The following is a 13,531-nucleotide window of genomic DNA, read 5'->3' as shown; positions in this document are numbered from 1 at the left end:
CGACGAGATGGCCGCGCTGGAGCGGGTCACGGGCAAGGCCTTCGACGTAGCGTTCCGTCCTGACGGTGGAGCACCACGAGTGCAGCATGGGGATGGCTGGGGCGGAGCGTGGCGAGGGCTGTCACCGCCCCGCCAAGACGATGGCTGGCGCCATCGGTACCGCCTTTACATCGCTTCAAGCTCAGGGCAGCACTGCGAAAGTTCCGCCGACCAAACACTGAACAGGGCGTCAACCGGACCTCGTCCCGCTACTCAATGTCGGCAAGCTGACCATTACGGCCCCAATGGAACCCAACAGGTCATCGAGTCCCAGGACTCAAGCACATTCATCAAAGCATCAATATTGGCCGGAGTGTTTGGCCCAACGGCGCTCGTGAGGATGAGCAGCAAACCGCCGTATTGCTCTACTAGCCTAATTGCTTGATCCTGAGCAGGAGCTGACCAAAGTTCGCCAACAGCCGCTACCGCCACCTCGCCGTCTCCGATAATCGCGCGAGCAAAAGAGTCATTTCGCTTCGGCGGCAACCCAGACCAGAGCGGTTGGAGATTAAGTCCCGAACCCAAAACCGACCGCGGTCCATACATACTGGTCACTGCCCAGCCCTGGTCGTCCAAGATCAGCTGCGCCATCTCCAGAGCGGGGTTCACAATGAGCGCCGGTATTACCTTATCACCTGCCGGCACCCCAGCAGTGAATGCATTCCAACTGATCCCAGCAGTTTTCGAAAAGGTGGTCAGGGCGGAATCATTCCAGCGCGGAAATCTGCACATCCCGAAATGAAATAGTCTAGCATCAGCCCTAGTGTAACGGTCGTCCACGTACAGCGCTGGCACGCCCTCCTTCAATGGGTATCCACAATCGAGACAGTCTCCCGCCCAGAGGACCTGCATGAGGAGACGAGTCGCCTCCTCGCCAAGCCTCTCCAGCATCTTCTGACTAACGGCTAGATACCGCAGTCCAGGGAAATCTTGTGCAGCCTCCAGGACGAGCCAATCTATTTGGGTCCCATTATCGCGTGCGCGATCCCACCATTCCCTCCCCATCGCGACATTCCCAAAAGAGTAGGCGGTTACTCCAGCCATCAAATAACCGAGCGGGTCGCCGACATGACCTTGGTGAATTGCCGAGTCGTACGCCTTGGAAACATAACTGTTCGCCGCATCGTGATCTTTCTTCCGCAGAAGAATACCGGCATATGATAGTGCTGCGATCGGAAGTGCACCATCAGCGGCAATTCTCAGAGCTTCCGCCGCCTCGTCTGACTGCCATTTGGATGCCAGCCAATCTGAATAGTGCAACGCGCTTCCTGGGTCCCCAGCCGCAGTTCCTCGCTTCCAAAGCTCTACTGCTTGATCTTGATCTCCCATCTTTTCCGTCACCAGCCCGAGGGCTCCGATCGACTGCAATTCGCCACGCTCCACAGCCAATGTGTACCAGCTGAGTGCCCCTTCCAAGTCGCCTGTTGCAAAACACAACGAGCCCATATTGTGAGTGCCCGTGGAGTCTCCGAGTTCTGAAGCGCGACGGAAGTATCTGCCTGCGACTTCATAGTCATTCTCTGAAGCTAGCAGCGCACCCATATTGATCAGACCATCAGGGTCATCAACGTCTGCCAGAGGGTGCAGTACATCCTTTGCTATGTCTACCCGGCCGGCAACCCTGGCCACCGTAGCCACCAATGCACGACGCGAATCATCAACAACTCGTAGAGCTTCTTTCCAAACCTGATCCGGGAGATCTATCGGATGAGACTGACGCGCAACATCCGAAACCAAGTAATCAAATGGTTTCCAAGTCCCAGCCTGCGCGGGAAGCAGAGGGCTAGTTACCCCCAACACGACTCGAGATGCCCACTCCCAGGCTTCATCGATGTCTTCCGGCCTTAGCGCCGGGCCGCCTGCTTGATTCAAGTAGTACTCGTGTAGGCGCTCCACAGCCTCGGGCGGCAAAGAGGAGTCCACCCCTGTGCGTGCGAGATCGATTGCTGCCGAAACGAGGGCCGCCCCTCGGGGATTCCCCTTGACGCGGTAAGCGGATCGCCACAATTTCAGCACTTGTGGTCCGGCGGCCAAATATTCGGCGAGTCCATACGCTCTATCTGATTTCAGTGCCGCCGAAATTCGGGGATCCTCGCTTAGAGAGGCACTTTGCCGTTCGCTATCGGTCCATCTCCGCTCAAGGGTGATGTGATGGGCTCTGCGGATTATCCTGCCTGGAGAAGAGGGTAGACGCGGTCCTGAACCCGCAGACGCAAAGGGAGAATCCTGTTCATCTCTGTAGTGGTCATAGAAATCAGCCCGAAGGGTAGCCAGCACCACCACTCGGCGACTTACTAGTGCGTCCAGCAAGGAGACTGAAAGCCCATTCGAGTGCATGTATTCATGCAAGTCATCGAGCCATACGACCCGCCTTTCTTCACCTCTGAAAGACAGAAGCGAGGGCAGCTCCGCGTCCGGGTCCGGCTTGCAGACGAGCCAGTTACCCAAGTTTCGACGCATGGCTTCAAAAAGCGCTCTAGATTTTCCCGCCGCTGAGTCTCCCGTCAGCAGAACCATGCCGCCTTCTTCAGCGACCAATTCAATATACTGATTCAACTGAGAATCAACTTCACGAGGTACATAACCTACAACCTGCGGATGCCCCGGAGCCTCCGGAACGCGGTGAGCTCCGAAGCCAACCGGCTCGACGTCGGCTACGTTTCGCCAAACGGGCTCAGTCGAGTTGAGAGCGCCGTAACCCGCCTGCTGTACGGGCCTGGTGATTTCTAGAAGTTCAGGCTGCACACCGGTTACTTGTCGAACCACTCGTTTGAACGTTGGATCTTCCACCAGAGAGGAAACCGGAATAGCTTCAATGCGAGCATGCCCCCACTGAACAGGGTCGCCAGAAACAACACCAATCAAGTAGTCATCGACGAACAGCGCCGCACCGGACATCCCTTGCCAAGGTGATTGAGATGAGGTGTCAGGCTTCGGAGGGGCAGAGTGGGAGCTATCCAATACATAGCGACCTCGCAAGATGGAGGATCCCGGCTTTAGAGTTCCCACGATCTGTTCAGTGTCTGGCCGCATCCCCTGCCGCAGCGAGATCTGAGGATATCCAATTGCTTCGCAGTTTTCCCATGAAGCCAGGCCTGATATGACACCCCACCTAATGTCTGATATCTGGCACTTTGAGGCATCGGCAAGCAGGTCGGCGTCCGCCTCAAGCAGTGCTGCGTCACAACTGTCATCGCGACGGCTCCAAATGACCTGGCAAAGCTGGGTTCCCGTTCCCCCCGGTACGGCAACGTGTGCAGCAGTGGTTTCACCGAACAGGTGAGCCGAAGTAAGCACCAGGCGGGACGTCAACAGGAATCCACTACCTTGTCGAGCTGCCCGAACGACGGCAACTCGCTCAGCAGTCCGAACACTCATATCTTGCGCCCACCGGTCGGTACGTCGAAGTCGTCTATGTCTACTTCTACTGAACTTCCGATTTCCACCGGTTGGCCATCTTCAAAATTCTTTGGCCGCAATTTAACTGATATCTTGTGTGTCGCACTGCGCGCCACTCCTACCTGAGCGTCACTTGAGACCACCCAGGCTTTGAAGCCAGCCTTGACGTTAGCGTCACGACGCAACTCGACTGAAAATTCTAGATTGATCTCTTCGACTTCAAACCTGATTGACTGCCCATTCGAGGACTCTACAGATGCAATCAGCTGATCCCGGAGTCCTTGCACGGCTGCAGTGAGTTCCACATTCTCCAGAGCGTCTCGCATTCTGTGACCCCGTCCCCGTGTCGACAACGCTAAACTCCGTTATCATTACCATGCTCCTTGAATGTTGAAGACTGGAACCCAGAACTTGGCTGAAATTCGCCGCTGGTGGCGAGTAAGTTTCTCCTGCGCCTCGCCAGCACAAGGGCCGCCTGCGAAGCGCCGAGAGAGGCAGCGCTGCCTCGTAGTTCCAATCTGAGAAGACGGTGCCCGGGTTTGGTACGGACCGCTCCATCCTGCCCGTGACGAACGGCTTACAGATCCCCTATTGCCATGGATGCTCTCGACTGGGAATGCAGTGTCTTGCAAGGGTGTAAGGCTCTGGGCCCGCTCAACCCCTCACATAGCGAACTGGCCCAGGCTGATATGAAGCAATGTGGGGAGGAGCCCCGGTTGCATCGGGGCCCCTCCCCACTGAGATGGAGCGTACGATCGTTGCCATCAGCCGCTCTGCGCAGCGTCATTTCGGGCAGTTTTGAGGTTCCCTCACCGCCAGGAGTTGACCGCGACTGGCCGCAACGCGGAGCGCGTCCCGCAAAGCCTCGGTCAGTTCCTTCGCCAACCGGCGCAGGTCTTCCGGGCCTGCCTCCTGGTCGACGAGGGTCTCTGAGGCTTCCTCCAGCAGCTCAGTTGCCGTGCCCAGTTGCTCCGCTTCGATGTTGTCCGCCAGGCGGGACATGTAGCTGCCGCTGGCGTCAGTGCTCAGGTAACAGGGCTTGCCCTCCGGTCCTGACCACGGGAGGAGCCGCAGTTCGTTCGGTGCCGTCATCCTTGCTTCTGCCTCTCGTCGGTCACAGGGTGACTGTTGAAGACGGCGTCGACGCGGTCCCCCGGGAACACCAGAAGCGCGGCCTCGACGACTCGCCCTGTCGTGTCGGTCGCGATGCGTGTGATGGCGACGACTGGTGTGGCGGAGCCGATCCGCAGGGCCGATGCTTCGTCGGATGATGGTGGGCGGGCAGATACCGTTTCGCGGACAGCCGCCGGCGGCGAGCTCAGAACGGCAAAGCGCGTGGCCGTCTCCCGCCACGAGAATTCGTCGTCCAGCACTCCGGCGGGTACCAGGTCGCGCGGGATGTAGATGCGGGCCAGTCCGTGCGGTGACTCTCCCTCGTGACTGGTGCAGAGGAACTCAGCGAGAGGGCTACCCGTCGGCACTGACAGTAAGGTGGTCAGGTACCCCTGTGCTGGAACCGTGTTGGTGCGAACGCTGACGCGCAGGGCCGTTTCAGCGGCGGTCCACGGGTCCAGCGTCCCCCATCCCCCGACATAGAGGATCTTGCGGGGCGGACGACGCGCGAAGTTCCCCCTGCCGTGGATCTTCTCGACGAGGCCCTCTCTCTGAAGCACGGCGAGGGCTCTCCGCAGCGTCACGGTACTGACCTTGTACCGGTCCGCCAGGTCGGCCTCAGACGGAAGACGCTCACCGGGCTTGATGCCGCCGGTCGTGATCTGGTGCCGCAGATCCTCGGCAATTTCATGATGGCGTGAAGGCACGGGCCCGATCACCGCCTTCTCTGCATACGAACGGCGGCGAGACGGGTTCGCCCGTGTATGGTCAGCAGCTCGCCGGACTCGAAGAGGAGTTGCTTGCTGCCTTGGGGTAGCTGGATGAGATCGCTCACCCGGCATGCTGTGCCTCCGAGTTGGATGACGTCACCACGCTGCACGGTGGTCGCGGTGACCTCGACGTTGGATACCAGCGCGCCGCCAGGAGCCCAGCCGCTCACCGCTCCACCTCCGCGGGCGTTGAGTGGCGGGACGCCGAGTGACACGGGCAGGCGCATGTCTCGACGACCACCGGCAGGTCGATGAGTGCAGGGACCGGGGAGAACTCCGTGCAAGCAAGATGCGTGCCGATACGGCAGGCGGTCGACCGGTAGGGAACAGCCGAAGCCTCGGTGGTGCCGGGCTGTTGGCGAGAAGTCATCAGCTGACTCCCGCTAGGGACGACCAGGCTTCAGCGGGCAGGTGTGTAGCGACTACCACCTTGCGCGGTCGTACTCGACCCTCCCAAGCCAGCACGTACGGGCGGACAAGCGCGTTGTCCTCCCCCGCGAGCGGATGACGGTGGCTCGTGGTGTCGGGAGACCGGCCCAGGAAGACATTCGACGCGTCAGCGGGCGCAGGGAGCACGGGGGCCGCCAGCGGCCGGGACGGCCGTAAGGGGCGGCGGTGCCTGCCCTTGGGGAAGTACCGCGCTCTGGTGACCGATGCGGCACGGCAGATACGGTTGAGCATGCTGCTCAGCTCCTATCGCTGATAGCTCGGTCCCCCGACATCGCCCGTCGCGGGGACCGCTTTACTTACGACCGCCCAGAGGGTGCGGTCGTTCAGGCTGGTGGCGAAGAGCCCGAACCGATCGGCCTCCGCCACCACTTCCAGGACCTCCCGCCATAAGTCCGCAGAGAGCGACGCCGGCACCTCCGCTTGGACCGACGCGTACCGGTCGTGCTCCTCCACGCGCGCGGGAAGCCCGATGTCGGACAGCCGGGCAGCGATGGCTGCCGCGCGAACTCCCGAAGCGGGCACAGGGCAGCCTCCGTTACCGGCGATCACTTTCAGTGAAGCTAGTTAACTAGGTTAGAGCTAGTGGACTAGATTTTCCATATGTCTGAGCAGCCGCCCTATCTCCGCATCGCCGACGAACTCCGGCGACGGATCGCGGAGCACGTGTGGGAGCCGGGGGGACCGTCTGCCGTCCCGCGCCCAGATCGGCCAGGAGTACGGGGTGGGCGAGAACGTGGTCCGCCGGGCTCAGGAGCTGCTGATTTCCCAGGGTGTGCTTGAGGGACGCGCCGGTTCGGGCACGTACGTCGCCGAGCCCCGGCAGCGGGTGCGGGTCGTCCGATCATCAGCCCGGGAGCAGCTCAGCGGATCGCCCTTCCGGGCGGACATGAAGGCCGTGGGCAGGCAAGGGGATTGGGAGAGTCGGACCGAGGCCAAGGTGCCGGCTCCGGCGGACATCTCTGCGCGGCTCGGCCTCGCCGAGGGCGACCTGTGCGTCCGGACCACGTATGAGTTCCTGGCGGACGGCAGGCCCGTGCAGCTTTCGACGAGTTGGGAGCCGTACGACCTGACCGCCGGCACCCTCGTCGTTCTCCCCGAGGGAGGGCCGCACGCCGGGGCGGGAGTCGTGAACCGCATGGCCGCGATCGGCGTCACCGTCAGCCACGCCGTGGAGCAGCCGGAGCCGAGGCAGGCGACCGCCGAGGAGGCGTCACTTCTCGGTATCCAGAAGGCCGCACTCGTGACGCACATCCGGCGGACGTACTACAGCGACGACGGGCGCCCCGTGGAGACGGCGGACATCGTGGTGCCCGCCGCTCACTGCGAGATCGTCTACGAGATCCCGATCAACCGTCACTAGCCCTGCCCGCTGGCCCCGTCGAAGTCGAATGCGTGTCGAAGGCCGATCGACGAAACCCCCAGGGGCGGAAGAGCAGCAGGTCAGCAGCAGAGTGACACCCGACCCACCAAGCGCCTTCTAAGCGCTTGGCCGCAGGTTCGAGTCCTGCCGGGGGCGCAAGTCTCCGCCCTCCCGTTTGGGAGGGCTTTTTGCTGGTCGGGGTGGGTATTCTCGGCCGACGGATCAGCCGGCGAGCGTGGAGGGTGGGCTGGCAGCATCTGCGCCATGGACCAAGCTCTGAAGACCTTGGAGCACGAGTTCCGTTCCGAGCCCGGGAGCTTCCTGCTGGGACTGCGAAGCGATTTGGTCTGGGATCGAGACGCCTTCTCCCGGCTGGAGAAAGCCATGCGCACTGTCTGTGAACGCTGGCAGGAAGCCGAGGAGCTTCCCCGATGGCTGGCCGAGGGCTACTACCACGTGGCCACGGACGTTCCCTCGTGGACGGCGCACCCCAACTTCCCTCGCCCGGAACCGGCGGACTACTACACCGCCTGCATCGAACGGCTGACGGATCTGGCCGACTGGTTCTTCCGAGGGTGGCACGCCTATACGGAGCCGCATACCTGGTCGGATCTCTAGTGCGCCATGGCGCCTCTACCGTCGGCGTCGCGGCCGTCTACTCCCGTGACCGGGACTTCGCCGACGCGCTGCTGCCCCGCGGCTCGGCGGCCCGGCACGCGGCCGCCCCGCTGGACGACACCGTTCTCGTACGGGCCGCCCCCCGGGGCCGATCGGAGCGCTGTCGAGAGAGAGCTGAGGGCCCTGGCGGCGGAATTCCCCGGCGCGCGGATCGGTGACGGAGTGACGGAGTGACGGAGAGTCGAGCGGAGTCCGGTGCGGCGGGCAACCTGTTCGTCCTGCTGTTGCTGACCATGATCAATGTGTTCACGGCCATCGCCGTCGTCAACACCCTGAGCTTGGCGACGGCGGGCCGCCGACGGGAGTTCGCCCTGTGGCGCCTGGCCGGCGCCCAGTCCGCGCAGGTCCTGCGCATGCCTGCCTGGGAGGCCGTGCTCACATGCGTGGTCGCGCTGCTGCCGGCCGCCGTGGTCTGTGCGTCGGTGCTGGTGCCGCTCAGCGTCGCGGTCACCGGTTCCGCGGTCCCGGCCCTGGCCGGCGGGCCGTTGGCCGCGCTGGGCTTCGGCGCGGTGGGGGTCGCCGTCGCCACGGTCACGATCGCCGGCCGGCTGCCATGCGGAGCGCGGCGGCCGCACCCGAGGGCCTGGCGAGGGCCCTTTCCTGACATACCCCGCTGCCCGCAGCTGAGGGGGCTTCCCGCTGCCCGCCTCAAGCCTGATCATGGTTCTGGAACCGGACCGAAGGCCGTGGGCCGAGGAAGGGGTGCGACATGCGGCTGCGCTGTGCCGTGCTGGACGACTTTCAGAGGGTGGCGACCGAGGTCGTCGACTGGTCGGCGGTCGCGGGTGAGGTGGAGGTCGTTTCGTTCGACACCCATCTGGACGGCGAGGACGCCCTGGCCGCCGCGCTGGCCGGGTTCGACATCGTGGTGACCCTGCGCGAGCGCGTGTCGTTCCCCGGGTCGTTGATCGCCCGCCTGCCCCGGCTGAAACTGATCGTCGCCTCCGGCATGCGCAACTCGGTGATCGACTACGCGGCCGCCGAGGAACACGGCGTCACGGTGTGTGGGACGGCCAGTTCCTCCACCCCGCCCGTGGAGCTGACCTGGGCCCTGCTGCTCGGTCTCGCCCGCGGTCTGGTCGAGGAGAGCAACGCCCTGCGCTCCGGCGGCCCCTGGCAGTCCACTGTCGGCGCCGATCTGCACGGCCGCCGGCTCGGGCTCCTCGGCCTCGGGAAGATCGGCGGCCGGGTGGCCCGGGTCGGCCTCGCCTTCGGCATGCACGTCAGTGCGTGGAGTCAGAACCTCACCAAGGAGCGCGCCGACGAGGTCGGCGTCGAACTCGCCCCCTCCCGGGAGGACCTCCTCGCGAGCAGCGACTTCGTCTCGGTCCACCTCGCGCTGAGCGACCGCACCCGCGGACTGGTCGGGCCCGCCGAACTCGCCCTCCTCAAGCCGACCGCGTATCTGATCAACACCTCGCGCGCGGCCATCGTCGACCAGGAGGCCCTCCTCGTCGCCCTGCGCGAGGGCCGGATCGCCGGCGCCGGCATCGACGTCTTCGACATCGAGCCCCTGCCCGCCGACCACCCGATGCGCACCGCCCCCCGCCTCCTCGCCACTCCGCACCTGGGCTATGTCTCCGAGGCCAATTACACGACGTACTACGGCCAGGCGGTGGAGGACATCCGCGCGTTCCTCGCGGGCGAGCCCGTACGACGCCTGCCCTGAGGCCGGTCGCGGACCAGACACACCAATGGCCGGGACCCGGTATCGGGTCCCGGCCATCCTCCGCTGCGCGGGTGGACTCTCGCGGGGGGCGCCGGCGTGGACAGGGCGGCGCCTCGGACTCGGCGGGAGTCAGGCCCTCTTGCCGGGGACGACAGCACTGCTGGTGCAGGAGACCTGGCTGCGCGACGTCGGGCAGTCCTGCGTCGAGTTGTTGACGACGGTGACCTTGCCGCCCTTGTCGGTGGTGTACGTGTACTGGCTCAGTTCCACGCAGCGAACCTGGCCGTTGCCGTCGTCGACGCACTTGCCGGGGTCGCCGAGGGCGGAGGCCTGGGCGGCACCGACACCGATCAGGGCGAAGCTCCCCAGGATTCCCGCCACCGCCGCGATCTTCTTCGAATTGAGCATTTACCTTTTCCTTTGCGGTCGACTCCCCGCAACTGGGCGAGAAGTCGTTCCGGACGCATCTACCGGCCGAGAGGCCAATACCGGCTGAGAAACCAAGAGGCAGGCCCCGCGGCTCGGACACCTGGTTCGAGCCCCGGGGCCTGCCTGCATCACCTGGTCGGTGATTACTTGCCCAGGGAGAAGGCCTGCGAGCAGGTCACAGACTCGCGCTCGCTGTTGTCCTGGTTGGCGAGACCCAGGATGGCGAGGTTGACGTTGACGTCGTCGATGTTGATGAGACCCTCACGCGAGTCGTTCTGCTCGCACGACTGAGCCTGCTTGTTCTCGAGCTTGAACTGCTCGTCGCCTTCCCCAGCGTGACCAACGCCAGCGCCAAGGAAGCTGACGCTGCCGAGCATGGCCACGACGACTGCGGCCTTCTGGTACTTGCGCATTACTTCTCCGATTTCTCGAATTGACACAGACCGTTATGGACTGGTCACCGACAGTTGCCAAGCTTAGGCGGGGCGTGCATCTCTCGCCGGGGCGAAACGCCCAATCACGTAACTTTCTGGATAAAACCTGTTGTACGATCGCGCCGACCGGCGGAGCGTCAGCCCCTCTTGTCAGCCCCTCTTGACGGGAGCACTGACGGTGTCGACGCAGCTGACCTGGCCGTGAGTAGTGGGGCAGGTCTGCGTCGAGTCATTCCGGACGGTGACGTTGCCGCTCTTGTCCCTGAGGACCTGATACTCACTCATCTGCACGCAGTGAACGTTGCCCTTGCTGTCCTGGACACACGTGCCGGGACCCCCCTGCGCGGATGCCTGGACGGCACCGACACCGATCAGGGCGAAGCTCCCCAGGATTCCCGCCGCCGCCGCGATCTTCTTCGAGTTGAACATCTACCTTTTTCCTTCAGCAGGGCGGCAGGCCCCGGGGCTCGGACACATGGTTCGAACCCCGGGGCCTGCCTGAATCAACCTGATCAGTGGCCGCCACGCAGCGAGAAGGACTGCGAGCAGTTCAGCGACTCGCGCTCACTGTTGTCCTGGTTGGCGAGACCCAGGATGGCAGCGACGTTGACGTTCACGTCGTCGACGTTGACCAGACCCTGGGTGCTGTCGTTCTGCTCGCAGGACTGGGCCTGCTCGTTCTCGAGCTTGAACTTGCCGTCCCCGCCCGCAGCGTGACCAACGCCAGCGCCGAGGAAGCTGACGCTGCCGAGCATGGCCACGACGACCGCGGCCTTCTGGTACTTGCGCATTACTTCTCCGATTTCTCGAGTCGACACAGACCGTTATGGTCCGGTCACTGACAGTCGCTAAGATAAGCGGCGTTTGCGACTTTTGCCACGCGAAACGCCTTGTTGCGTGGGTTTCTTGTGAAAGTGCACGTCACAGCGCTGCGGCGGTTCCACCGGGTGGTCCATTCCGGGGCGCCACGCCGAACCAACTCCCCTTCGGGCAGCCGCTGCTCACGACCCGCGGGACCTGCCCCACCAGCACGCGCGGAGCGGTCCCGGCCGGTAAACGGGGAGAGGGCCGGGGACTACGCGGTCGGCCGCCGATGAGCACCCGTTTGGCGGAGCCCCTGTTCAAGATGGGTGATCCGCAGAAGATTTCTCGTGACCGGTCCGGGGCCGCCGCGTTGAACGGGCAGTGCGGTAGCGCGTACTGCTGCCGCACCTACCTAGTCAGTAAGGGAGAACGTGATGTCTCGCATCGCGAAGGTTGGCGCTGTTGCTCTCGGCACGGGCGCCGTGGTGCTCAGTGGGGCCGGTCTCGCCGCGGCGGACGCCGGCGCCAAGGGCGCGGCCATCGGCTCGCCCGGCTTCCTGTCCGGCAACGTGGTTCAGGTGCCGGTCCACGTTCCGGTCAACGTGTGCGGCAACACCGTGAACATCCTCGGCGCCCTCAACCCGGCCGTCGGCAACGAGTGCAAGAACAACGACGGTCACAAGAAGGGCGACAAGAAGCACGGCAAGAAGCACGGCCACCGCCACTGACGTCCGCTTGACCCGAGAGCCCCGGCCCCCCGAATGCCGGGGCTCTCCCCATGTGTACGAATCCCGTACGAACCCGTACGAACCCCGTACCAACCCCCGTACGGAACCCCTCCCCCCCCTCACGCGTAGCGGTAGATCCGGCCGACGTCCTCCAGTTCCTGCGGCGTCACGTCCCACGGCGGCATGCTCTGGCGTCGTGCCACGATCCGGCCGTGCTGCCGGTCGCCCCGGCCCGGCGGCGTCTCGGGGAGGTAGCGGGCACCGCGGTGCCGGCGCTGCCAGCGATACCACTGCAGGTCGATGAAGGCGTGGTGCAGCCAGAACACGGGGTCGTTGACGGAGGCACCGCCGAGCATGTCCCCGCCGACCCAGCCGTGCACCCGGTTGTGATTGCGCCAGGACGTGTTGCCCCGGCCGGTGCCCCAGCCCTCCAGCTTGTTGCGGAAGCCCCGTGTGACCGTCGAGTCCCAGGGCGCCACGTCGTAGACGGGGTCCTTCAGCGCCCAGGCCAGCTCGCTCTTCGTGGGCAGGACCACCGGCTTGCGGGGGCGGCCGAGCTCCCGGGTGAGGAACTCCCTGTCGGTCACGTTCACCTTGATAGTCCAGTTGCCGTGCCGGTAGGCGAACGGACCGGTCATCACCTGATGGTCGGAACGGCGTCCGTCGCCCCCGAGGAGACGGTCCGTCCAGGGGGCGGAGGTGGTCGTGCGGTCACGTGTCCAGTCCCAGTACGGCACCGTCACCGAGGAGTCCACCCGGCGCAGCGCGCGCTCCAGCTCGAGCAGGAACCGGCGGTGCCAGGGCAGGAAGGACGGCCCCATGTGCGCGGCGCGCAGCCCGTGCTCGCCGTCCGACGAGAAGTACTCGACGTGCGTGCGGACGAACTCGTCGTACTCGCCCCGCCGTTTGACCTCCAGCAGCGCCTTGACGAACCGGCGCTGCTCGGCCCTGGTGAGCGTGGCGGCGTCCTTACGTACGTACGCCACGCCGGTCCTCCGTGTGGACGTGCCCCGCGCTTCCCGGTCCCGGAGCGCGCAGCCGCTGACCGGGGCCGAGCGCGTCGACCGCGGCGCGGGCCGCCTCGAGCGGTGTGCGGTAGGAGCAGTAGTGGTCGACCATGCTCAGCCAGGTGCCGTCGGCCCGGCGCATCAGAGGGAGCGGGCGGCCGTCCACGGTGACGTGCCAGCGGCCCTGCCCGGCCGGGCCGTGCGGCGGGGTCCACGCCACGCCGATGTGACGGCCGCGGTAAGTCTCGGCAAAGGCGGTGTCTTTCCCGACGCCCCTAGCCCCGCCAGCACCCCCAGCGCCGCCAACTCCCCCGGCACCCCCGACACCCCCGGCACCTGAGCGCAGCGGCCAGAATGCCGCGGCAGCCGGGGCCGCCAGGGCCGCGGCGAGGGCGCAGCCGCGCAGGCCGCGTGTCACCTCCCGCCGTGTGCTGCCCGCCGGCAGGGGGTCCGCCGGGGCCGGGGCCCCGTCCCCCGCCGGTGCTCCGCCGATGCTGACGGCCATGGCCCAACTCCTCGTCCGGTTTCCGGTGTCGTAGCCGTAACCGCCGGACGTCCCGCGCGGTCACCGCCGCGCGGCCAGACAAGTGATCATCGATGTCCGTCCGGGCGGGGAGGGGCCCGCGTCGGTGGCCGGACACATACGGAGGG

At 64.9% G+C, this 13,531-nt stretch carries 15 protein-coding genes and 2 pseudogenes; 5 read left to right on the top strand and 12 right to left on the bottom strand.

What is annotated here, in order from left to right; translation table 11 throughout:
- Positions 1 to 273: 273 nt before the first annotated feature.
- The 6 genes from ACWIF2_RS30810 to ACWIF2_RS30785 form a co-directional block, all read right to left on the bottom strand.
- The gene (locus ACWIF2_RS30810) at positions 274 to 3,417 is read right to left on the bottom strand and encodes a tetratricopeptide repeat protein (protein ID WP_454364125.1); all 3,144 of its coding nucleotides are present in this window, start codon (positions 3,415 to 3,417) and stop codon (positions 274 to 276) included.
- Positions 3,414 to 3,764, bottom strand: coding sequence for a trypco2 family protein (locus tag ACWIF2_RS30805; RefSeq protein WP_454364124.1), 351 nt, complete (start codon positions 3,762 to 3,764; stop codon positions 3,414 to 3,416). The genes ACWIF2_RS30810 and ACWIF2_RS30805 overlap by 4 nt, the downstream gene beginning before the upstream one ends.
- Before the next feature lie 457 nt (positions 3,765 to 4,221).
- Positions 4,222 to 4,530: a hypothetical protein gene (locus ACWIF2_RS30800; RefSeq protein ID WP_454364122.1), complete on the bottom strand. Its 309-nt coding sequence runs from the start codon at positions 4,528 to 4,530 to the stop codon at positions 4,222 to 4,224.
- Entirely contained in the window at positions 4,527 to 5,270 is a 744-nt protein-coding gene (locus ACWIF2_RS30795) for a GntR family transcriptional regulator (RefSeq protein WP_454364120.1), read from the bottom strand. The genes ACWIF2_RS30800 and ACWIF2_RS30795 overlap by 4 nt, the downstream gene beginning before the upstream one ends.
- A complete protein-coding gene (locus ACWIF2_RS30790; RefSeq protein WP_454364118.1) occupies positions 5,267 to 5,491 on the bottom strand; it encodes a hypothetical protein in 225 nt (74 codons plus the stop codon). The genes ACWIF2_RS30795 and ACWIF2_RS30790 overlap by 4 nt, the downstream gene beginning before the upstream one ends.
- Positions 5,492 to 6,014: 523 nt before the next feature.
- On the bottom strand, positions 6,015 to 6,293 hold the full coding sequence (locus ACWIF2_RS30785) for a hypothetical protein (protein WP_454364116.1): 279 nt from the start codon (positions 6,291 to 6,293) through the stop codon (positions 6,015 to 6,017).
- Between the two features lie 78 nt (positions 6,294 to 6,371).
- Between ACWIF2_RS30785 and ACWIF2_RS30780 the strand changes: the two are divergent.
- The 4 genes and pseudogenes from ACWIF2_RS30780 (at position 6,372) to ACWIF2_RS30765 (ending at position 9,478) form a co-directional block, all read left to right on the top strand.
- Positions 6,372 to 7,131, top strand: a pseudogene (locus ACWIF2_RS30780) (GntR family transcriptional regulator).
- 384 nt (positions 7,132 to 7,515) lie between these two features.
- A complete protein-coding gene (locus tag ACWIF2_RS30775; RefSeq protein ID WP_454364114.1) occupies positions 7,516 to 7,749 on the top strand; it encodes a hypothetical protein in 234 nt (77 codons plus the stop codon).
- Between the two features lie 293 nt (positions 7,750 to 8,042).
- A pseudogene (locus ACWIF2_RS30770) lies at positions 8,043 to 8,339 on the top strand (FtsX-like permease family protein); the annotation flags it as partial.
- 179 nt (positions 8,340 to 8,518) lie between these two features.
- On the top strand, positions 8,519 to 9,478 hold the full coding sequence (locus ACWIF2_RS30765; RefSeq protein ID WP_454364113.1) for a D-2-hydroxyacid dehydrogenase family protein: 960 nt from the start codon (positions 8,519 to 8,521) through the stop codon (positions 9,476 to 9,478).
- 129 nt (positions 9,479 to 9,607) lie between these two features.
- Here the strand turns inward: ACWIF2_RS30765 and ACWIF2_RS30760 are convergent, their stop codons facing one another.
- The 4 genes from ACWIF2_RS30760 to ACWIF2_RS30745 all read right to left on the bottom strand — a co-directional run bounded on the left by ACWIF2_RS30760 (position 9,608) and on the right by ACWIF2_RS30745 (position 11,132).
- Entirely contained in the window at positions 9,608 to 9,886 is a 279-nt protein-coding gene (locus tag ACWIF2_RS30760; RefSeq protein WP_454364111.1) for a hypothetical protein, read from the bottom strand.
- Between the two features lie 164 nt (positions 9,887 to 10,050).
- Positions 10,051 to 10,320, bottom strand: a complete 270-nt coding sequence (locus ACWIF2_RS30755) for a hypothetical protein (protein ID WP_454364110.1) — start codon at positions 10,318 to 10,320, stop codon at positions 10,051 to 10,053.
- A gap of 171 nt (positions 10,321 to 10,491) precedes the next feature.
- Positions 10,492 to 10,770, bottom strand: a complete 279-nt coding sequence (locus tag ACWIF2_RS30750; RefSeq protein ID WP_454364108.1) for a hypothetical protein — start codon at positions 10,768 to 10,770, stop codon at positions 10,492 to 10,494.
- Between the two features lie 83 nt (positions 10,771 to 10,853).
- Entirely contained in the window at positions 10,854 to 11,132 is a 279-nt protein-coding gene (locus tag ACWIF2_RS30745; protein WP_454364106.1) for a hypothetical protein, read from the bottom strand.
- A gap of 447 nt (positions 11,133 to 11,579) precedes the next feature.
- On the opposite strand from ACWIF2_RS30745, the gene ACWIF2_RS30740 reads away from it, so the two are divergent.
- Positions 11,580 to 11,873, top strand: coding sequence for a chaplin family protein (locus ACWIF2_RS30740; protein ID WP_454364105.1), 294 nt, complete (start codon positions 11,580 to 11,582; stop codon positions 11,871 to 11,873).
- Positions 11,874 to 11,992: 119 nt separating this feature from the next.
- Here the strand turns inward: ACWIF2_RS30740 and ACWIF2_RS30735 are convergent, their stop codons facing one another.
- Together ACWIF2_RS30735 and ACWIF2_RS30730 are read right to left on the bottom strand one after the other, a co-directional pair.
- Positions 11,993 to 12,859, bottom strand: coding sequence for a tyrosinase family protein (locus ACWIF2_RS30735; RefSeq protein WP_454364104.1), 867 nt, complete (start codon positions 12,857 to 12,859; stop codon positions 11,993 to 11,995).
- Entirely contained in the window at positions 12,843 to 13,385 is a 543-nt protein-coding gene (locus ACWIF2_RS30730) for a tyrosinase family oxidase copper chaperone (protein WP_454364102.1), read from the bottom strand. Before ACWIF2_RS30730 ends, ACWIF2_RS30735 begins: the two co-directional genes overlap by 17 nt.
- Positions 13,386 to 13,531 lie beyond the last annotated feature (146 nt).

The organism is Streptomyces sp. NPDC055506 (genome assembly GCF_053643595.1).
The sequence above is the reverse complement of the archived record's forward strand: the minus strand, read 5'-3'. Positions and strand labels throughout refer to the sequence as shown.